This window comes from Pseudomonas sp. GNP012, from assembly GCF_054343835.1.
Map to the genome: position 1 here is coordinate 872,641 of NZ_JBTGUU010000001.1, position 21,235 is coordinate 893,875.

Genomic DNA, 21,235 nt, shown 5'->3' on the forward strand with positions numbered 1-21,235 from the left:
GGCTTATTCCTCGCGCAGGGTCTGGATCATGTAGTTGACGTCCACGTCGGCGGCCAGCTTGTAGTGCTTGGTCAGCGGGTTGTAGGTCAGGCCGATGATGTCCTTGACGGTCAGGCCGGCCATGCGGCTCCAGGCACCGAGTTCGGAAGGGCGGATGAATTTCTTGAAGTCGTGGGTGCCGCGCGGCAGCAGCTTCATGATGTATTCGGCGCCGACGATGGCGAACAGGTACGCCTTCGGGTTGCGGTTGATGGTCGAGAAGAACACCTGGCCGCCGGGCTTGACCATGCGGAAGCAGGCGCGGATGACCGACGACGGGTCCGGCACGTGCTCAAGCATTTCCAGGCAGGTGACCACGTCGAACTGCTCCGGCATTTCCTCGGCCAGGGCTTCGGCGGTGATTTGCCGGTATTCGACGTTGACGCCCGATTCCAGTTGATGCAACTGGGCAACCGCCAGCGGCGCTTCGCCCATGTCGATACCCATCACGGTCGCGCCGCGCTGGGCCATGGCTTCACTGAGGATGCCGCCGCCGCAACCCACGTCGAGAACTTTCTTGCCGGCCAGATTGACCCGCTCGTCAATCCAGTTGACCCGCAGCGGGTTGATGTCGTGCAGCGGTTTGAATTCGCTTTCGCGGTCCCACCAGCGATGGGCCAGTGCCTCGAATTTGGCGATTTCGGCGTAGTCGACGTTGCTCATGGTCTAAGTCCTCTAAAACTTGAAAAATCCTGTTGCCCCGGATGGCGTTCCGGGGTGCTTACGATTCGGTACGGCCACTGATGCGCTGGCCCCAGGCCTTCGCGACAGCGCAAAGCTGTTGTTCATCAAGGCGAGTGAGGCGACGGTCGTCGAGCAGTTGCTTGCCGGCAACCCAAAGGTGTTTCACGCAGTCCCGGCCGGTGGCGTATATAAGCTGCGAAACCGGGTCGTAGACCGGTTGCTGGGCCAGGCCGGAGAGATCGAACGCCACCATGTCCGCCGCTTTGCCGATTTCCAGCGAGCCGGTTACGGCTTCGATACCCAGGGCACGGGCACCGTTGAGGGTGGCCATGCGCAAGGCGCGATGGGCATCCAGCGCGGTGGCCGAGCCGGCGACAGCCTTGGCCAGCAGGGCTGCGGTGCGGGTTTCGCCGAGCAGGTCCAGATCATTGTTGCTCGCCGCGCCATCGGTGCCGACCGCGACATTGACCCCCGCCTGCCACAAGCGCTCGACCGGGCAGAACCCGCTGGCCAGCTTCAGGTTCGACTCCGGGCAATGAATCACATTGCTGTTGCTTTCTACCAGCAGTGCCAGGTCTTCATCGCTGATCTGGGTCATGTGAACCGCCTGGAATCGCGGCCCCAGCAAGCCCAGGCGCGCCAGGCGGGCCAGCGGGCGTTCACCACGCTGCTCGACCGACTGCTGCACTTCGAAGGCGGTTTCATGCACGTGCATGTGGATCGAGGCGTCCAGTTCCTCGGCGATCACCCGGATTTTTTCCAGGTTTTCGTCGCCCACGGTGTAGGGTGCGTGGGGGCCGAAGGTGATTTTGATTCGTTCGTGGTGCTTGAGATCGCCAAACAGTTCAACGCCCTGACGAATGGCTTCATCCGCGGAGCCGGCGCCCGGAATGGGGAAGTCGAGGATCGGAATCGCGATCTGCGCGCGAATGCCGCTGTTGTGCACGCGCTCGCTGGCAACCTTCGGGAAGAAGTACATGTCAGAGAAACAGGTGATGCCGCCTTTGATTTGCTCGGCGATGGCAAGGTCGGTGCCGTCGCGCACGAAGTCTTCGTCGACCCACTTGGCTTCGGCGGGCCAGATGTGGTTTTCCAGCCAGGTCATCAATGGCAGGTCATCGGCCAGGCCGCGGAACAGTGTCATTGCCGCGTGCCCGTGGGCATTGATCAGGCCGGGGCTGAGCAGCATGTCGGGCAATTCGCGGATTTCGGTTGCGTTAAGCTTCAGTGCGGCGGAACGTGGGCCGATAAACACGATGCGTCCATCACGGATGCCCACGCCATGTTCCTTGAGGACGACACCAGCGGGTTCGACGGGTATCAGCCAGGTCGGCAGCAATAACAGGTCGAGCGCAGCGGCAGTGTTCGGCATCGAGGGTCGGTTCCAGTGCTTTTGTAAAGAATGGCGAAGTATACCCGAGCGTCTTCGCGGGGGGATCGCTATAATCGGCGGCTTTTGTTCATGAGTGCGGGGTGAGGGATGCGCGATCGACTGTTGGCTGCGGAAAAGGTAAAGGCCATCGATTGGCGTGATGGCGCTCTCCATCTGCTGGATCAGCGTATTTTGCCGTTCGAGGAAACCTGGATCGCCTACACCAGTGCAGCCGGTGTGGCCGAGGCCATTCGCTCGATGGTGGTGCGTGGCGCGCCGGCCATCGGCATCAGCGCCGCTTATGGCATTGTGCTCGCGGCCCGTGCCCGGATTGCCGAAGGTGGCGACTGGTATGCGGCGCTGGAAGAGGATTTCATGCTGCTGGCCGATTCCCGTCCTACTGCGGTCAACCTGTTCTGGGCGCTGGGTCGCATGCACGACCGGCTTGATCGCCTGAAAGACAATGCCGATCCGCTGGAGGCGCTGGAGGCCGAGGCCATTGCCATTCACGAAAGTGATCGCGAAGCCAATCTGACCATGGCGCAACTGGGTGTCGACCTGATCCGCAAGCATCAGGGCAACGCCCAGGCCATCCTGACCCACTGCAACACTGGCGCACTGGCCACGGGCGGCTTTGGCACGGCGCTGGGCGTGATTCGCGCTGCATTCATCGAGGGGATGGTCGAGCAGGTCTATGTCGACGAAACCCGCCCATGGCTGCAGGGCTCGCGGCTGACCGCATGGGAACTGGCCAATGAAGGCATTCCCGTGACCCTCAATGTCGATTCCGCCGCTGCGCATATCATGAAGACCAAAGGCCCTACCTGGGTCATCGTCGGCGCTGACCGGATCACCGCCAATGGCGATGTGGCCAACAAGATCGGCACCTATCAGCTGGCCGTCAACGCCATGCACCACGGCGTGCGCTTCATGGTGGTGGCGCCGAGTTCGACCATCGATATGAACCTGGCCAGTGGTGACGACATTCCGATTGAAGAGCGTGATGGTCGCGAGTTGCTGGAAGTTGGTGGCAAGCGCGTCGGGGCTGATGTCCATGCCTTCAACCCGGTGTTCGACGTGACGCCGGCGGATCTGATCGATGCGATCGTCACCGAAAAAGGCATTGTCGAACGCCCGGACACGGCGAAGATGGCGCAGTTGATGTGCCGCAAGCGTCTGCATTAATTATCGTTGGTGTCTGTTCAATCGCTTTCGTCGGATCGCCGCCCGGAGCAAGCCCGCTCCCACAGTTGATCGAGGTGTGACCGCAATCGTCGGCACAATAAAGAACCACTGTGGGAGCGGGCTTGCCCGCGAAGAGGCCTGCATAGGCACCGAACAACCCAAAATCCAGCCCCATTTCTCCATTCAACACGGCTCTAAGCCTCCCTGTTCCCTTTTCAGCCTGTCACCGGTCAACTAACTACTCTCCATGCGCATCTGGGGGATAGGTGCGTGGCGGCTCTTGTGATAACATTCGGCGGTTTCCATGGTTACCCTGCGGGGTGACCTTTACTGCGCAGATCCATGGCATAACTCGTTGATTTGTCGTAAGCCACTGCATGGCACCGAGCCTGCAGCGGCGAGCTTCGTTGGTCCTGACGAAGTTTCACCAGAAAAAGGAATCAGGCTTCTCATGGGCGAACTGGCCAAAGAAATCCTCCCGGTCAATATCGAAGACGAGCTGAAGCAGTCCTACCTCGACTACGCGATGAGCGTAATTGTCGGGCGGGCACTGCCGGATGCGCGCGATGGCTTGAAGCCCGTGCACCGGCGCGTGCTGTTCGCGATGAGCGAGCTGGGCAACGACTTCAACAAGCCGTACAAGAAATCTGCCCGTGTTGTCGGTGACGTGATCGGTAAGTATCACCCGCACGGTGATACCGCGGTGTACGACACCATCGTTCGGATGGCACAGCCATTCTCCCTGCGCTACCTGCTGGTAGACGGCCAGGGCAACTTCGGTTCGGTGGACGGCGACAACGCCGCGGCCATGCGATACACCGAAGTGCGCATGACCAAGCTGGCGCACGAGCTGCTGGCCGACCTGCATAAGGAAACCGTGGACTGGGTGCCGAACTACGACGGCACCGAAATGATCCCGGCGGTCATGCCGACCCGTATTCCCAACCTGCTGGTCAACGGTTCCAGCGGTATCGCCGTGGGCATGGCGACCAACATTCCGCCACACAACCTCGGTGAAGTCATCGACGGTTGCCTGGCGCTCATCGACAATCCCGAGCTGACTGTCGACGAGCTGATGCAATACATCCCCGGTCCGGACTTCCCGACCGCTGCGATCATCAACGGTCGCGCCGGCATCATCGAAGCCTACCGCACTGGCCGTGGCCGCATTTACATGCGCGCCCGCTCGATGATCGAAGACATCGACAAGGTCGGTGGCCGCCAGCAGATCGTCATCACCGAACTCCCTTACCAGTTGAACAAGGCGCGTCTGATCGAGAAGATCGCCGAGCTGGTAAAAGAGAAGAAGCTCGAAGGCATCACCGAACTGCGCGACGAGTCCGACAAGGACGGTATGCGCGTCGTGATCGAGCTGCGTCGTGGCGAAGTGCCTGAGGTGATCCTCAACAACCTCTACGCCCAGACCCAGCTGCAAGCGGTGTTCGGCATCAACATCGTCGCGCTGATCGACGGCCGTCCGCGGATCCTGAACCTCAAGGACCTGCTGGAAGCCTTCGTTCGTCACCGTCGCGAAGTGGTGACCCGTCGTACCGTGTTCGAACTGCGCAAAGCCCGAGAGCGTGGTCACATTCTTGAAGGTCAAGCGGTTGCCCTGTCGAACATCGACCCGGTCATCGCCCTGATCAAGGCTTCGCCAACGCCGTCGGAAGCCAAGGAAGCGCTGGTCAGCACCCCTTGGGAGTCCTCGGCCGTGGTGGCGATGGTGGAGCGTGCCGGCGCCGATTCGTGCCGTCCGGAAAACCTCGATCCGCAATACGGTCTGCGTGACGGCAAGTACTTCCTGTCGCCGGAACAGGCGCAAGCCATTCTGGAACTGCGTCTGCACCGCCTGACCGGTCTGGAACACGAAAAACTGCTGGCCGAGTATCAAGAGATCCTCAACCAGATCGGCGAGCTGATCCGCATCCTCAATAGCGCCACGCGCCTGATGGAAGTGATCCGCGAAGAGCTGGAAGTGATTCGCGCCGAGTATGGCGACGTGCGCCGCACCGAGATTCTCGATGCCCGTCTCGACCTGACCCTGGGTGACATGATCCCGGAAGAAGAGCGCGTCGTGACCATCTCCCACGGTGGCTATGCCAAGACCCAGCCGCTGGCTGCGTACCAGGCCCAGCGTCGTGGCGGTAAAGGCAAGTCGGCGACCGGCGTCAAGGATGAGGACTACATCGCTCACCTGCTGGTTGCCAACAGTCACACCACGCTGCTGCTGTTCTCCAGCAAGGGCAAGGTGTACTGGCTGAAGACCTACGAAATCCCTGAAGCGTCCCGCGCTGCCCGTGGTCGTCCGCTGGTCAACCTGCTGCCACTGGATGACGGTGAATACATCACCACCATGCTGCCGGTCGAGGAATACACCGAGGGTCACTACATCTTCATGGCCACCGCCAACGGCACCGTGAAGAAGACCCCGCTGGAATCCTTCAGCCGTCAGCGCAGCGTCGGCCTGATCGCGCTGGAGCTGGACGAAGGCGACGTGCTGATTTCTGCCGCCATTACCGATGGCGAGCGTGAAGTGATGCTGTTCTCCGACGGCGGCAAGGTTACCCGCTTCAAGGAATCCGACGTTCGCGCCATGGGCCGTACCGCCCGCGGTGTTCGCGGCATGCGTCTGCCGGAAGGCCAGAAGCTTATTTCCATGCTGATCCCGGAAGAAGGCAGTCAGATCCTCACCGCTTCCGAGCGTGGTTTTGGCAAGCGCACGGCGATCACCGAGTTCCCTGAGTACAAGCGTGGCGGTCAGGGCGTTATCGCCATGGTCAGCAACGAGCGTAACGGCCGCCTGGTCGGCGCCGTCCAGGTGCTCGACGGCGAGGAAATCATGCTGATTTCCGACCAGGGCACCCTGGTGCGTACTCGTGTCGACGAAGTGTCCAGCCTGGGTCGTAACACCCAGGGCGTGACCCTGATCAAACTGGCCAAGGATGAAACCCTGGTCGGGCTGGAGCGGGTTCAGGAACCTTCGGAAATCGAAGGTGAAGAACTGGAGGGTGAAGAGGGTGCGGTGTTCGATGGTGAAGTCGTGATCGACGACGTTGCCGAAGACCAGCAACTCGACGCCGCTGCTGACGAAGAGCCACAGGAATAAGCGGGCAAGCAGGGGGCGGATGAAAATTCGCCCCCTTGTTGTTTGTCCGTAATGAAATATCGACGCCCATGAGATCCCCTGTGGGAGCGGGCTTGCTCGCGAAAGCGGAGTATCAGGCGACATCTTTGCTGAATGTCAGCCCGTTTTCGCGAGCAAGCCCGCTCCCACATCAGGTTGGCGTCGACTGATATGTGATACCCCCAAATCAGAGCGAGATTGGATGTGAGCAAGAGAGCCTATAACTTCTGTGCCGGTCCTGCGGCGCTTCCCGAAGCTGTCCTGCAGCGCGCCCAGGGTGAACTCCTCGACTGGCACGGCAAGGGTCTGTCGGTCATGGAAATGAGCCATCGCAGTGATGAGTTCGTGTCCATCGCCACCAAGGCCGAGCAGGATCTGCGTGATCTGCTGAATATCCCTTCGAACTATAAAGTGCTGTTCCTGCAAGGTGGCGCCAGCCAGCAATTCGCGCAGATTCCTCTGAACCTGCTGCCGGAAAACGGCTCGGCCGACTATATCGACACCGGTATCTGGTCGCAGAAAGCCATCGAAGAAGCTTCGCGCTACGGCCAGGTCAACGTTGCCGGCACCGCCAAGCCCTACGACTATTTCGCCATTCCCGGTCAGAACGAGTGGAAGCTGTCGAAAGACGCGGCCTATGTTCACTACGCGCCGAACGAAACCATCGGCGGCCTGGAGTTCCAGTGGATTCCGCAAACCGGTGACGTTCCGCTGGTGGCCGACATGTCCTCGGACATCCTGTCGCGCCCGGTGGATGTTTCGCGTTTCGGCATGATCTACGCCGGTGCCCAGAAAAACATCGGCCCGAGCGGTATCGTCGTCAATATCGTTCGCGAAGACCTGCTGGGCAAGGCCCGCTCCATTTGCCCCACTATGCTCAATTACAAGGTCGCGGCCGACAACGGCTCGATGTACAACACCCCGCCGACCCTGGCGTGGTATTTGTCCGGCCTGGTGTTCGAGTGGCTCAAAGAGCAGGGCGGTGTCGAGGCCATCGGCAAGCTCAACGAAGTCAAGCAGCGCACGCTGTACAGCTTCATCGATGCCAGCGGCCTGTACAGCAACCCGATCAACAAGTCGGACCGCTCGTGGATGAACGTGCCGTTCCGCCTGGCTGATGATCGCTTGGACAAGCCGTTCCTGGCCGGTGCCGACGAGCGTGGCCTGTTGAACCTCAAGGGCCACCGTTCCGTGGGTGGCATGCGCGCCTCCATCTATAACGCCGTCGACATCAACGCCGTCAATGCGCTGATTTTGTACATGGCAGAGTTCGAGAAGGAACACGGCTAATGTCTGAGCAAGAACTCAAGGCACTGCGCCTGCGCATTGATGCCCTGGACGAAAAGGTCCTGGAGCTGATCAGTGAGCGTGCGCGCTGCGCCCAGGAAGTCGCGCGAGTAAAGATGGCCTCGCTGGCCGAAGGCGAAGTGCCGGTGTTCTATCGTCCTGAGCGTGAGGCTCAGGTGCTCAAGCGTGTCATGGAGCGTAACCAGGGGCCGCTGGGCAACGAAGAGATGGCGCGGCTGTTCCGCGAAATCATGTCTTCCTGCCTGGCACTCGAGCAGCCGTTGAAAGTGGCTTATCTCGGCCCTGAGGGTACCTTCACCCAGGCGGCGGCCATGAAGCACTTCGGTCACGCAGTGATCAGCAAGCCGATGGCGGCGATTGACGAAGTGTTCCGTGAAGTGGCGGCCGGGGCGGTGAACTTTGGCGTGGTGCCGGTGGAAAACTCCACCGAAGGCGCGGTCAACCACACCCTCGACAGCTTCCTCGAGCATGACATGGTGATCTGCGGCGAAGTCGAGCTGCGTATCCACCATCACCTGTTGGTCGGTGAAAACACCAAGACCGACAGCATCAGCCGCATCTACTCCCACGCCCAGTCCCTGGCCCAGTGCCGCAAGTGGCTGGACGCCCATTACCCGAATGTCGAGCGGGTGGCGGTGTCCAGCAACGCCGAAGCGGCCAAGCGGGTCAAGGGCGAGTGGAACTCGGCGGCGATTGCCGGTGACATGGCGGCCGGCCTGTACGGCTTGACCCGTCTGGCCGAAAAAATCGAGGACCGTCCGGATAACTCCACGCGCTTCCTCATGATCGGCAACCAGGAAGTGCCGCCGACCGGCGACGACAAGACCTCGATCATCGTCTCGATGAGCAACAAGCCGGGTGCGCTTCATGAGTTGCTGGTGCCGTTCCACGACAACGGCATCGACCTGACGCGAATCGAGACCCGTCCGTCGCGCAGCGGCAAATGGACCTACGTGTTCTTCATCGATTTTGTCGGCCACCACCGCGATCCGCTGGTAAAAGGCGTGCTGGAAAAAATCAGTCAGGAAGCAGTGGCACTCAAAGTGCTGGGTTCCTACCCGAAAGCAGTTCTCTAAGGGCGGTAGCAAATGAGTGGTAATTTCCTCGCTCTGGCACAGCCGGGCGTGCAACAACTTTCGCCTTACGTTCCGGGCAAACCCGTGGACGAACTGGCTCGCGAGCTGGACCTCGATCCAGCCAGCATCATCAAGCTGGCGAGCAACGAAAACCCGCTGGGCCCCGGTCCCAAGGCGTTGGCGGCCATCCGCGATGCGCTGGCCGAGCTGACCCGTTATCCGGACGGCAACGGCTTTGCCCTCAAGAGTCTGTTGGCCGAGCAGTGCCGCGTCGAACTTGATCAGGTTACGCTGGGCAATGGTTCCAACGACATCCTGGAACTGGTCGCGCGTGCCTATCTGGCGCCGGGCCTGAACGCCGTGTTCAGCGAGCATGCGTTCGCGGTCTACCCGATTGCCACTCAGGCGGTCGGCGCACAGGCCAAGGTGGTTCCGGCCAGGGATTGGGGGCATGACCTGCCTGCCATGCTGGCAGCCATCGACGTCAATACCCGCGTGGTCTTCATCGCCAACCCGAACAACCCGACCGGGACCTGGTTCGACGCCGAGGCGCTGGACGAATTCCTGCAGGATGTTCCGGAGCATGTGCTGGTCGTACTGGACGAGGCCTATATCGAGTACGCCGAAGGCAGCGATCTGCCGGATGGCCTGGACTTCCTGGCGGCCTACCCGAACCTGCTGGTTTCCCGCACCTTCTCCAAGGCGTATGGTCTGGCGGCGTTGCGCGTGGGTTATGGCTTGTCCACGTCAGTAGTCGCAGACGTGCTGAACCGTGTGCGCCAGCCGTTCAACGTCAACAGCCTGGCCCTGGCCGCGGCCTGTGCGGCATTGAAGGACGACGAGTATCTGGCGCAAAGCCGTCAGTTGAACGAGTCCGGCATGCAGCAACTGGAAGCCGGTTTCCGTGAACTGAGGCTGAGCTGGATTCCATCCAAAGGCAATTTCATCTGCGTCGATCTCGGTCAAGTCGCGGCCCCGGTGTTCCAGGGCTTGCTGCGTGAAGGTGTGATCGTACGCCCGGTGGCCAACTATGGCATGCCGAATCACCTGCGCGTCACCATTGGTCTGCCGGCAGAGAACAGCCGCTTCCTGGATGCGCTGACCAAGGTTCTGGCTCGTGGTTGATGTCACTGCACTGCAATCTGCTGAACCTATGATCGGTCGCCTGGTGGTGGTCGGTCTGGGGTTGATCGGCGGTTCGTTTGCCAAGGGGTTGCGCGAAAGCGGGATGTGTCGCGAAGTGGTCGGGGTCGATCTCGATGCACAATCGCGCAAGCTCGCGGTCGAGTTGGGTGTGGTGGATCGCTGCGAAGAAGACCTGGGCGTTGCTTGTCAGGGCGCCGACGTCATTCAGCTGGCGGTGCCGATCCTGGCCATGGAGAAAGTGCTCGCGCGCCTGGCTGGCATGGACCTGGGGCAGGCGATCCTGACCGATGTCGGTAGCGCCAAGGGCAACGTGGTGCGCGCTGCCACTGAAGCATTTGGCAAGATGCCGCCATGCTTCGTGCCGGGGCATCCGATTGCCGGTTCCGAGCAGAGTGGGGTCGAGGCCTCCAACGCCGAGCTGTTCCGTCGGCACAAGGTGATCCTGACGCCGCTGGATCAGACCGATCCGGCAGCCTTGGCAGTGGTCGACCGTTTGTGGTGCGCGCTGGGTGCCGATGTCGAGCACATGCAAGTCGAACGTCACGACGAAGTATTGGCCGCAACCAGTCATCTGCCACACTTGCTGGCGTTCGGCCTGGTCGATTCGTTGGCAAAGCGCAATGAAAATCTTGAGATCTTCCGTTACGCTGCGGGCGGTTTCCGCGATTTCACAAGAATCGCCGGTAGCGACCCGGTCATGTGGCACGACATCTTCCTCGCCAACCGCGAAGCTGTCCTGCGCACACTCGATACATTTCGCAGCGATCTCGACGCCTTGCGCGACGCGGTCGATGCAGGGGATGGGCACCAATTGTTGGGCGTTTTCACTCGCGCCCGGGTTGCCCGCGAGCATTTCAGTAAAATCCTGGCCCGCAGGGCCTATGTGGACGCTATGAATTCCAACGATCTGATTTTCCTGGCTCAACCTGGTGGCCGCCTGTCCGGTCGGATTCGCGTACCGGGTGACAAATCGATTTCCCACCGTTCGATCATGCTCGGTTCCCTCGCTGAGGGCGTCACCGAAGTCGAAGGCTTCCTCGAGGGTGAAGATGCCCTGGCGACCTTGCAGGCGTTCCGTGACATGGGCGTGGTCATCGAAGGTCCGCACCACGGACGCGTGACCATTCACGGCGTTGGCCTGCACGGCCTGAAGCCGGCACCGGGCCCGATCTACCTGGGCAACTCCGGTACTTCGATGCGTCTGCTGTCCGGCCTGTTGGCTGCGCAGAACTTCGACAGCACCCTGACCGGCGACGCCTCGCTGTCCAAGCGCCCGATGAATCGCGTGGCCAATCCGCTGCGTGAAATGGGCGCGGTGATCGAGACTGCCGCCGAAGGTCGTCCACCGATGACCATACGTGGTGGCAACAAGCTCAAGGGCCTGACCTACACCATGCCGATGGCCAGCGCCCAGGTTAAATCCTGCCTGCTGCTGGCCGGTCTGTACGCCGAAGGCAAGACCACCGTTACCGAGCCGGCTCCGACCCGCGACCATACCGAGCGCATGCTGCGCGGTTTCGGCTACCCGGTGAGCGTTGACGGTGCCACGGCATCGGTTGAGTCCGGTGGCAAGCTGGCCGCGACCCACATCGAAGTTCCGGGCGACATTTCGTCGTCGGCGTTCTTCCTGGTGGCTGCATCGATCGCCGAAGGTTCGGACCTGGTGCTCGAGCATGTCGGCATCAATCCGACCCGTACCGGTGTGATCGACATCCTGCGTCTGATGGGGGCGGACATCACTCTGGAAAACCAGCGTGAAGTCGGCGGCGAACCCGTGGCTGACCTGCGTGTGCGGGCAGCTAAACTCAAAGGTATCGAGATTCCGCAAGCGCTGGTTCCGTTGGCCATCGACGAGTTCCCGGTGCTGTTCGTGGCCGCTGCCTGTGCCGAAGGGCGCACCGTGCTGACCGGCGCCGAAGAGCTGCGGGTCAAGGAGTCGGATCGCATCCAGGTCATGGCGGACGGTCTGCTGGCACTGGGCGTCAAATGCGAGCCGACCCCGGACGGCATCATCATCGACGGCGGCCAGATCGGCGGCGGTGAAGTGCACGGTCATGGTGATCACCGTATCGCCATGGCGTTCAGCGTTGCTTCGCTGCGCGCCAGTGCGCCGATCCGCATTCATGATTGCGCCAACGTCGCGACGTCGTTCCCGAACTTCCTGGCGCTGTGCGCGCAGGTCGGCATTCGTGTGGCACAAGAGGCGCAGTCGTGAAAAACATTGCACCGGTCATCACCATCGATGGGCCAAGCGGTTCGGGCAAGGGCACGGTAGCCGGGATTCTGGCCAAGCGCCTGGGCTGGAACCTGCTGGACTCCGGTGCGTTGTACCGCCTGCTGGCTTTCGCCGCGCATAACCATGGCGTCGACCTGACCAACGAAGAGTTGCTGAAGAAACTTGCCGCTCATCTGGACGTGCAGTTCATCGCGGCGACGGACGGTCAGCTGCAACGCATCATTCTGGAAGGTGATGAAGTCAGCGATGTCATCCGCACCGAAAGCGTCGGTTCCGGCGCGTCCCAGGTGGCTGCGTTGCCCGCTGTACGCGAGGCGCTGCTGCAGCGCCAGCGTGCTTTTCAGGAAGCGCCGGGCCTGGTGGCGGATGGGCGCGACATGGGAACGGTGGTTTTTCCTGATGCGCCACTGAAGATTTTTCTGACCGCGAGTGCCGAGGAGAGGGCGCGCCGCCGATATTTGCAGTTGAAGGGCAAAGTCGAGGGTGTTAGTCTGTCGAGTCTGCTAGATGAGATACGTGCACGCGATGAGCGTGACACCCAGCGAGCGGTAGCCCCGCTCAAACCGGCGGCTGACGCCATACAGCTGGATTCCACGGAATTGTCCATCGACCAGGTGCTGGAACGCATCATGAGCGAGATCGCCATCCGCGATATCGCCGGGTGACCAAGAAGACCGCAGGGGACCAGTCATAGTCCTGCGGTGGCTTCTTTTAAATGAAACTAACCCACACCGTCTGGGGTGTGGAGATGGGCGTTTTCTTCGCCCTCATCAACAGGAATTAAAATGAGCGAAAGCTTTGCGGAACTCTTTGAAGAAAGCCTAAAAACCCTGAACCTTCAGGCAGGCTCCATCATCACCGGTGTTATCGTTGATATCGATTACCAGGCTCGCTGGGTAACCGTTCACGCTGGCCTGAAGTCTGAAGCACTCATCCCGCTTGAGCAGTTCTACAACGACGCTGGCGAACTGAACATCAACGTCGGTGACGAAGTTCACGTTGCTCTGGACTCGGTTGAAGACGGCTTTGGTGAAACCAAGCTGTCCCGTGAAAAAGCCAAGCGCGCTGAATGCTGGATTGTTCTGGAAGCAGCCTTCGCAGCCGAAGAAGTGGTCAAGGGCGTTATCAACGGTAAGGTTAAAGGCGGCTTCACTGTCGACGTTAACGGCATCCGTGCGTTCCTGCCAGGTTCTCTGGTTGACGTCCGTCCAGTGCGCGACACCACGCACCTGGAAGGCAAAGAGCTGGAATTCAAGGTCATCAAGCTGGACCAGAAGCGCAACAACGTTGTCGTTTCCCGTCGCAGCGTCCTGGAAGCCGAGAACTCCGCCGAGCGCGAAGCTCTGCTGGAATCCCTGCAGGAAGGCCAACAAGTCAAAGGTATCGTCAAGAACCTCACCGATTACGGCGCATTCGTCGATCTGGGTGGCGTCGATGGCCTGCTGCACATTACCGACATGGCTTGGAAGCGTATCAAGCATCCTTCCGAAATCGTCAACGTTGGCGACGAGATCGATGTCAAGGTTCTGAAGTACGATCGCGAGCGCAATCGTGTTTCCCTGGGCCTGAAGCAACTGGGCGAAGATCCATGGGTTGCTATCAAAGCTCGTTACCCGGAAAGCACTCGCGTTACCGCTCGTGTAACCAACCTGACCGACTACGGCTGCTTCGCTGAGCTGGAAGAAGGCGTTGAAGGTCTGGTGCACGTTTCCGAAATGGACTGGACCAACAAGAACATCCACCCTTCGAAAGTCGTACAAGTCGGCGACGAAGTGGAAGTCATGGTTCTGGACATCGACGAAGAGCGTCGTCGTATCTCCCTGGGCATCAAGCAGTGCAAATCTAACCCATGGGAAGATTTCTCTGGCCAGTTCAACAAGGGCGATAAAATCTCCGGCACCATCAAGTCGATCACCGATTTCGGTATCTTCATTGGTCTGGACGGCGGCATCGACGGTCTGGTTCACCTGTCCGACATCTCCTGGAACGAAGTGGGCGAAGAAGCCGTACGCCGCTTCAAGAAGGGCGACGAGCTGGACACCGTTATCCTGTCGGTTGACCCAGAGCGCGAGCGCATCTCCCTGGGTATCAAGCAACTGGAAAGCGATCCGTTCTCCGAGTACGTTCAAGAGAACGACAAAGGCGCCATCGTTAAAGGCATCGTGAAGGAAGTTGACGCTAAAGGCGCCATCATCACTCTGGCCGACGATATCGAAGCGACTCTGAAAGCCTCCGAAATCAGCCGTGACCGCGTTGAAGACGCGCGCAACGTTCTGAAAGAAGGCGAAGAAGTAGAAGCCAAGATCATCAGCGTTGACCGCAAGAGCCGTGTAATCCAGCTCTCGATCAAGTCGAAAGACGTTGAAGACGAGAAAGAAGCAATCCAGAGCCTGCGCGACAAGCCAGTAGCTACTGATGCTCCTGTGGCCACCACTCTGGGTGACCTGCTGCGTGCACAAATGGAAAAACAGAACTAAGTTCTGGCTTTCTTTAAAAAAGGGTGACTTCGGTCACCCTTTTTTTTGCCTGGAATTTGGTGAGTCGCGCCCGGCTTTGGTTGCTCGGGTCGTGAACCAAAGCTGCTGAGAAAATGTCTGATTGTTTAGTCGGATCAAGTGCTTATTTGCGGCTAGTCTTTAGCTTGAGACTAATGATCGCCCATTGTGCATTCTGGCAAAAGGACGTGAATGAACAAGCTAATTGTCGCAGTAGCAGTGCTGGCGCTAGCGGGTTGTGCCACCAATGCCAAAACTCACGCAGTGCGCGGGGTGAGCGGCATTGAGGTTGATTGTTCGGGGCTCGGTTCGAAATGGGATAAGTGTTACAAACGCGCGGCCAAGGAGTGCGGGGGGGCGGGCTATAAAGTGGTGGCGAGGTCTGATGATGTCAAGGAAGAGGAAGATGGCTTCCCCTTCGGCTTCAATCCCGCAGGTTTCCTGACGCGCACTATGCTGGTGATTTGCCGATGAGGCAGTGATGGCCCGGAGGTCTCCTCGGTCCAGGAATCAGGCATTCCGGGGTGGTGGGATGTATGGCAAAACTCGGGCTGTTCAAAATCATGCCGGCGTGCTAAAACCTTTGGAGCGCTGATCTAGCTGCTTGAAAAAGAAGGGAAAAATATGACGAAGTCGGAGTTGATCGAACGAATTGTCACCCATCAAGGGCTGCTTTCATCCAAGGATGTGGAGCTGGCCATCAAGACCATGCTTGAGCAAATGTCCCAATGTCTGGCTACCGGAGACCGTATCGAGATCCGGGGGTTTGGCAGCTTCTCTCTGCACTACCGTGCTCCACGGGTTGGCCGTAATCCGAAAACCGGTCAGTCTGTCAGTCTCGACGGCAAATTCGTTCCGCATTTCAAGCCGGGTAAAGAATTGCGTGATCGTGTAAATGAGGAAGAGGAGGGTTTAGGTGGCGATGAGTTGGCGAGATAAGAGTCGCATCAAGCGATTCATGATCACTGGGCTTGTCTTGTTAATATCAATTACAAGCCTGCTCTTCGTGCTGGAAAACCAGCAGCTTGTCGTTGTTTCCCTCTTCGGTTTTTCGTCGCCCCAGCTACAGATCTCGATGTTCGGAGTTGCTTCGTTCCTGATGGGGATGATTTTTGGTGGCGGGGTCGTGGTGGCTCATTTCCTGGGGAGGAGGCGTGGACGATAGGCCGAGCATTGATTTTGCCTGGTGTTTTTAATCTGCGCGCCCGTAGATGTAATAAAGTATTTTTGCGTGAGTTGAGAAAAGGGGGGAGCGTTTCCTTCTTTTCTGCCTGGTTTACGTTGATTCTTCTCAAGTGGTCGGGTTTATGTAATTAACGTAACCGCTTTAGTGAAAAAGGCTAACAATATATGCATGTTGATTCAAAAAAAGATAATGGGCTGGAAGATTTTGAATTTCAAAGGTTTGTTCGTGCGATTTTAAGGCAGAAACTTGTTGTTGTCGGTTTTGCTGTTTTGGGGGCTGCTCTTGCAGCGAGCTATGCTTTCCTGGCTTCTCCCGTCTATGAGGCGAAAGCTTTTGTGATGCCGCCGTCTCAGAGTGATATATCCAATTTTAACTACGGTCGAATGAAAGAGTCAGAGTTGATTCCTTACACAGTTAAGGATGTCTATGATATTTACACTCGATATTTACAGGCAGAGTCTCTCCGTCTAGATTTTTTTAGCAAGATTTATGTGCCGAGTTTGCCCCTGGAGGAGCAAAAAAAGTCCCGGGATGTCCTGTATTCGAAGTTTTCCGAGGTGTTGCGTGTGGTTCCGCCGCTCAGGGAAAACTCTGACAGGTATTCGGTTGTCGTGCAGACTACCAATCCCGAGAAGGCCAAAGAGTGGGTTGCTGAATATGTGGCTCAGGCTGGCGAGTTGGCCAAGAACGAAATGATCAAGAACGTTTCAATTGAGTCTGAGGTTCGGGCTCGTAATTTGGAGCAGCAGATAAGTTCCGCCAGAGAGAAAAGCAGCAGGGCCAGAGAAGATTCGATTGCCAGATTGAGTGAGGCGCTGCGGATAGCCGAGTCAATCGGTCTTGAAAAGCCGCCGGCGATCACGGTGAGTCAATCGGTCATTGCGGGTGGGGAGGCAGGTCAGCTTAGGTATATGCGTGGCTCGAAAGCGCTAAAGGCGGAGATTGAAAGTTTAAAGGCTCGCGAGTCCGATGACCCTTTTACGGATCACTTGCGTGATCTTCAGGATCGATACAACTTTTTCAAGGGGCTTAAAACAGAGCCGGCGGTGGTATCCGTCTATCGGCAAGACGGGGTTGTGGAGTTGCCAGATAACCCGGTGAAGCCTAACAAGGCTCTGATCCTTGTATTGGGTGTTATTACTGGCCTGATCACAGGCATTGCTTTCGTATTGCTTCGCGGGCTGTTTGTCGTGAGGCCGGAATAGCTGAGTTTGTAGGAAATCACCTTGGGAGGGGGCATTTCTATCTTCGGGTCAGTAACAGGTTGTCTGCCTGTCTGGGCGAAACGGGTCGGGTTCTGGTTGGAACATTGATTTCAGTGACCTTGCTGCTGTCAGTTCTGACAGGGATTTTTACAGGCTGAACGCCGCTTTCCGGGTTTTGCATATTTTTTCATGTGCTGAGTTGAATGTGTGCCCGGCATCGTGCTAGGCAGAGTGCGATCAAAAACTGGCAATTGCGTTGCAGCGGCTTGCGTTGCAGCCGTGGTTTTGAGTGTGTGCAGGTGGAAAGGAGGGCGTTCGGGCTCTTCGTTGGCTTTCTGAAAATTCTTATGGCTCCCTTAGGCGCTTTCGGTATAATTTCTAATTTACGCGGCCGTGATGTTTGTTTCTAAAGCGCAAGATTTGGCGCGCTTTTTACGATCGACTTAATATTGATGAATGGCAAGGGAAAACAATGCTTAAACTCGAAGATGTGAAGTTGGCCATAGTGGGTCTCGGTTATGTGGGCTTGCCGCTGGCGGTTGAGTTTGGCAAAAAAATGCAAGTCGTCGGATTTGATATCAGCCAGCGTCGAATCGAAGCGCTCAAAGCAGGTCATGACGCTACTCTCGAAGTGTCTGATTCTGAATTGCGTTCTGCGTCGGGTTTAAGTTTTAGCTCTGTATTGGACGAGTTGTCTGCCTGCAATATATATATTGTTACCGTCCCAACTCCTATTGATGAGCATAAGAGACCGGATCTGACTCCTTTGGTTAAAGCCAGTGAGTCGATTGGGCGTGTTTTGAAAAAGGGTGATGTCGTTATTTATGAGTCAACGGTCTATCCTGGTGCTACTGAGGAAGACTGTGTTCCAGTGCTGGAAAAAGTATCCGGACTGAAGTTCAATGTCGATTTTTATGCAGGCTATAGCCCGGAGCGGATAAATCCTGGCGATAAAGAGCATCGTGTTACTACCATCAAGAAGGTAACTGCCGGATCCACTCCTGAGGTCGCTGATCTGGTTGATGCTTTGTATAATACAATAATCGTCGCCGGAACTCATAAGGCCAAGAGTATCAAGGTTGCCGAGGCGGCAAAGGTTATTGAAAATACACAGCGCGACTTGAACATTGCCCTGATCAATGAGTTGGCACTTATTTTTAATAAAATGGGTATCGATACTCAGGCGGTTCTGGAGGCAGCGGGGACAAAGTGGAACTTCTTGCCTTTCCGTCCGGGACTGGTTGGCGGTCACTGCATCGGTGTAGATCCCTATTACTTGACTCACAAGGCACAGTCCATCGGATATCATCCCGAGATAATTTTGGCGGGTCGTCGCTTGAATGACAGCATGGGAGCCTATGTAGTATCTCAACTTGTCAAGGCAATGCTCAAACGCAAGATTCATGTTGATGGTGCTCGCGTTTTGATCATGGGGTTGACGTTCAAAGAGAACTGCCCGGACCTGCGTAACACTAAAATCATCGATATTGTGAATGAACTCGCTGAATTCAATATTGTTGTTGACGTTTATGATCCGTGGGTAGATGCGGCGGAAGCAATGCACGAGTATTCAATCACTCCTATCGGTCAACCACAGGTCGATTCTTACGACGGTATCATCCTGGCTGTCGCACACAATGAGTTCTCTGCGATGGGGGCTGAACAAATTCGCAGCCTGGGTAAAGCAGAGCACGTTCTCTACGATCTCAAGTATCTGCTTGATGCCTCTCAATCAGATCTGCGTCTCTGAATATCAGGGTCTGTAAAGACCCTGATTCGTTACCGCCGGAAAAACAAGTCGAGAATCAAATGATCCGTTTCGAAGAAGTTAAAGCTGAAATTCAACAATCCCCAAAGGTTTGGCTGGTTACGGGGGTGGCCGGATTTATTGGCTCCAATTTATTGGAGACACTGCTGCAATTAGATCAGCGGGTTGTGGGTCTCGATAACTTTGCAACAGGGCACCAGCGTAATCTCGATGAAGTGCAATCAGTAGTGAGTCCTGAGCAATGGGCGCGCTTCGTGCTGGTAAAAGGTGATATCAGAAATATTGACGATTGCAGAACCGCGATGACTTTCCCGGCGGCCACCGATATTCCGGTGGATTACGTTTTGCACCAGGCAGCGTTAGGCTCTGTTCCGCGTTCCATCAATGATCCTGTTACAACGAACAGTACCAATATCGACGGTTTTCTGAATATGTTGGTTGCGGCGAAGGATGCGCAAGTAAAAAGTTTTACTTATGCAGCGTCGAGTTCTACCTATGGCGATCATCCTGGACTTCCAAAGGTTGAGGGTGTGATTGGCAAGCCGCTGTCCCCTTATGCGGTCACAAAGTATGTAAACGAACTGTATGCTGAGGTTTTTTCCAGTACATACGGGTTCAATACCATTGGGCTTCGCTATTTTAACGTCTTTGGCAAGCGACAGGATCCGAATGGCGCCTATGCAGCCGTGATTCCTAAGTGGACGGCGGCCATGATCAACAACGAGGAGGTTTTCGTCAATGGTGATGGTGAAACAAGTCGGGACTTTTGCTTCGTAGAAAACGCAGTTCAAGCCAATATACTGGCTGCCTGTGCCAGTCCTGAAGCAAAGAATAATGTTTACAATGTCGCCGTCGGTGACAGGACAACATTGAATCAGGTTTTTTCCTGCATCAAGGACGCTTTGGCTCGCGTTGATGTCAAGTCTACATCGGATATGGTCTATCGGGATTTCCGGGCTGGCGACGTAAGGCATTCGCAGGCGAATATTGATAAAGCTAAGAGTTTGTTGGGCTACAAACCGCTTTTCACTGTTGGTGAGGGTATGCTGAAAGCAGCAAGTTGGTATGTCTCGTTCTTTGCAAGAAGTTAAGGCTAGTGATTAAAGAGATCTGTGCAATCACTGTCCTTGCAAACAAACTATGCATGTTTGTATTGTTGTTCAGTTTGGCACGAATTTTAGGCGTCGAACTATACGGTGTATTCTCTTACCATTACGCGATAGTCACAGGCATCGCAACGGTGGTAGGAGAGTGCTTGAGCGTGGCGTTGAGTCGTTATGCGGTCCTGAATGCCGAGGAAGTAAATTACAAGACGTCCTTGGGGCTCATGTCATGGGGGGGCATCATTGTAGGTGCCCTCTGTGTCATCGTGTTTTTGATTTTTCCGGCGCCTGCTTCCTCTTACGAAATGAATCCTGGTTACTTGCTGATCGGAGCATTTTTTCTAGGTTTCGCTTGTGTTTGCAATTTGACTATAACCGGGTTGATGTTCTCCCTTAACACTTCGGGGAAATGGGCTGCTGCACTGGCGGCCCATGGTCTTCTTGGATTGCTGCTGGTAGTTTCCATTGCGAAGATTGCAGGGCAAATAGAGGGGGTCATTCTTGCCCTCGCGGTTTGTACGCTAATCGCACCTGCATATGGATTTTTTACAATAAAGAAAAACCAGTTCAGTCATGATGACAAGGGGGAGCAAGAGTCTTCCTTCTTTCGACAAATGGTGGCATTGCTTTCACGCTCAGGGGCTCCGACTATTGCCGGTAGTATGCTTCTCGGGGCACCTGTTCATATTGTTTGTCTGATGATATTTGCCAACTCGAGCTTGAATGTCTCGGAGATTGGCTATTTTAATCTGTTTTTTCTTTTTTATATTCTGGTCACCGTGCTGCCAAGCTCGCTGACATCCTATGCCATTGTAAAGCTGGCAGGGCGCGGGAAGAGTGCCAGTAAGCTGTACTTGATGCTCGGGCTATCAATTTCAGTTTGTTTGCCTGTGTTCCTGGTCTTGTCGCAGAGCTACTGGTTGTGCCTGCTCGGTAGTAGCTTTTGCAGCAAAAATGATCTTCTGTCTTACGCAGTATTGGCGGGTGGCATAGGGCTCACGACTACAATCGTCACTCAAATATTGCATAGTAAAAACATGACCAGGGTTGTTTTTCTTGGTAGCTGTGTTTATGCGTTTGTTTATTTATCGCTGACGGTAGTAGCAGGGTTAAAAGGCGATATGTTGGCCGTCGATCTTTTCAGATCCTTTGTTTTGGCGCTGGCAGCTCAGATTGCCGTGCTGGCGGTCCTGGGTGGCCGTAAGTTGGTACAGTGATGAATATGTTGAACATGTGTGTTGGTGACACGGGGTGTATGGCTGAAAGTAATATTGGGGCCAGTATTGAGTCTGGTTTACGGTTCAGTTG

Annotated in this window: 16 protein-coding genes; 14 read left to right on the forward strand and 2 right to left on the reverse strand. The window is 56.6% G+C overall.

The features are described 5' to 3' along the window. Positions 1-3: 3 nt before the first annotated feature. Both ubiG and ACXX83_RS03885 read right to left on the reverse strand, forming a co-directional pair. On the reverse strand, positions 4-702 hold the full coding sequence (gene ubiG, locus ACXX83_RS03880) for a bifunctional 2-polyprenyl-6-hydroxyphenol methylase/3-demethylubiquinol 3-O-methyltransferase UbiG (RefSeq protein ID WP_007985381.1): 699 nt from the start codon (positions 700-702) through the stop codon (positions 4-6). A gap of 58 nt (positions 703-760) precedes the next feature. Then, positions 761-2,095 carry a TRZ/ATZ family hydrolase gene (locus ACXX83_RS03885; RefSeq protein ID WP_458547606.1) on the reverse strand — a complete coding sequence of 445 codons (1,335 nt, stop codon included), beginning with the start codon at positions 2,093-2,095 and terminating at the stop codon, positions 761-763. 108 nt (positions 2,096-2,203) lie between these two features. Between ACXX83_RS03885 and mtnA the strand changes: the two genes are divergently transcribed. From mtnA to ACXX83_RS03955, 14 genes are all read left to right on the forward strand, one after another. Next, entirely contained in the window at positions 2,204-3,280 is a 1,077-nt protein-coding gene (gene mtnA, locus ACXX83_RS03890) for an S-methyl-5-thioribose-1-phosphate isomerase (protein ID WP_095966349.1), read from the forward strand. 451 nt (positions 3,281-3,731) lie between these two features. Further along, positions 3,732-6,386, forward strand: a complete 2,655-nt coding sequence (gene gyrA, locus ACXX83_RS03895; protein ID WP_126049925.1) for a DNA gyrase subunit A — start codon at positions 3,732-3,734, stop codon at positions 6,384-6,386. Positions 6,387-6,608: 222 nt separating this feature from the next. After that, positions 6,609-7,694, forward strand: coding sequence for a 3-phosphoserine/phosphohydroxythreonine transaminase (gene serC, locus ACXX83_RS03900; protein ID WP_458547607.1), 1,086 nt, complete (start codon positions 6,609-6,611; stop codon positions 7,692-7,694). Beyond that, positions 7,694-8,788: a prephenate dehydratase gene (gene pheA / locus ACXX83_RS03905; RefSeq protein ID WP_007939916.1), complete on the forward strand. Its 1,095-nt coding sequence runs from the start codon at positions 7,694-7,696 to the stop codon at positions 8,786-8,788. The genes serC and pheA overlap by 1 nt, the downstream gene beginning before the upstream one ends. Before the next feature lie 12 nt (positions 8,789-8,800). Further along, positions 8,801-9,913, forward strand: a complete 1,113-nt coding sequence (gene hisC / locus ACXX83_RS03910; protein WP_458547608.1) for a histidinol-phosphate transaminase — start codon at positions 8,801-8,803, stop codon at positions 9,911-9,913. 28 nt (positions 9,914-9,941) lie between these two features. Further along, entirely contained in the window at positions 9,942-12,149 is a 2,208-nt protein-coding gene (locus ACXX83_RS03915; RefSeq protein ID WP_458550155.1) for a bifunctional prephenate dehydrogenase/3-phosphoshikimate 1-carboxyvinyltransferase, read from the forward strand. Next, positions 12,146-12,835, forward strand: coding sequence for a (d)CMP kinase (cmk, locus tag ACXX83_RS03920; protein WP_015093983.1), 690 nt, complete (start codon positions 12,146-12,148; stop codon positions 12,833-12,835). The genes ACXX83_RS03915 and cmk overlap by 4 nt, the downstream gene beginning before the upstream one ends. Before the next feature lie 120 nt (positions 12,836-12,955). Next, a complete protein-coding gene (gene rpsA, locus ACXX83_RS03925) occupies positions 12,956-14,647 on the forward strand; it encodes a 30S ribosomal protein S1 (protein WP_007973639.1) in 1,692 nt (563 codons plus the stop codon). Positions 14,648-14,857: 210 nt separating this feature from the next. Next, complete coding sequence (locus ACXX83_RS03930) at positions 14,858-15,139, forward strand: hypothetical protein (RefSeq protein ID WP_458547609.1); 282 nt, start codon at positions 14,858-14,860, stop codon at positions 15,137-15,139. A gap of 150 nt (positions 15,140-15,289) precedes the next feature. Beyond that, positions 15,290-15,604 (forward strand): integration host factor subunit beta, encoded by a 315-nt coding sequence (gene ihfB, locus ACXX83_RS03935; RefSeq protein WP_104448966.1) that lies wholly within the window; start codon positions 15,290-15,292, stop codon positions 15,602-15,604. Positions 15,605-16,015: 411 nt separating this feature from the next. After that, a complete protein-coding gene (locus ACXX83_RS03940; RefSeq protein ID WP_458547610.1) occupies positions 16,016-17,056 on the forward strand; it encodes an LPS O-antigen chain length determinant protein WzzB in 1,041 nt (346 codons plus the stop codon). Positions 17,057-17,528: 472 nt separating this feature from the next. After that, complete coding sequence (tviB, locus tag ACXX83_RS03945) at positions 17,529-18,806, forward strand: Vi polysaccharide biosynthesis UDP-N-acetylglucosamine C-6 dehydrogenase TviB (protein WP_458547611.1); 1,278 nt, start codon at positions 17,529-17,531, stop codon at positions 18,804-18,806. Positions 18,807-18,865: 59 nt separating this feature from the next. Then, positions 18,866-19,915: an NAD-dependent epimerase/dehydratase family protein gene (locus tag ACXX83_RS03950; protein ID WP_458547612.1), complete on the forward strand. Its 1,050-nt coding sequence runs from the start codon at positions 18,866-18,868 to the stop codon at positions 19,913-19,915. 5 nt (positions 19,916-19,920) lie between these two features. Continuing rightward, on the forward strand, positions 19,921-21,144 hold the full coding sequence (locus ACXX83_RS03955) for an oligosaccharide flippase family protein (protein WP_458547613.1): 1,224 nt from the start codon (positions 19,921-19,923) through the stop codon (positions 21,142-21,144). The last annotated feature ends 91 nt before the right edge of the window (positions 21,145-21,235 follow it).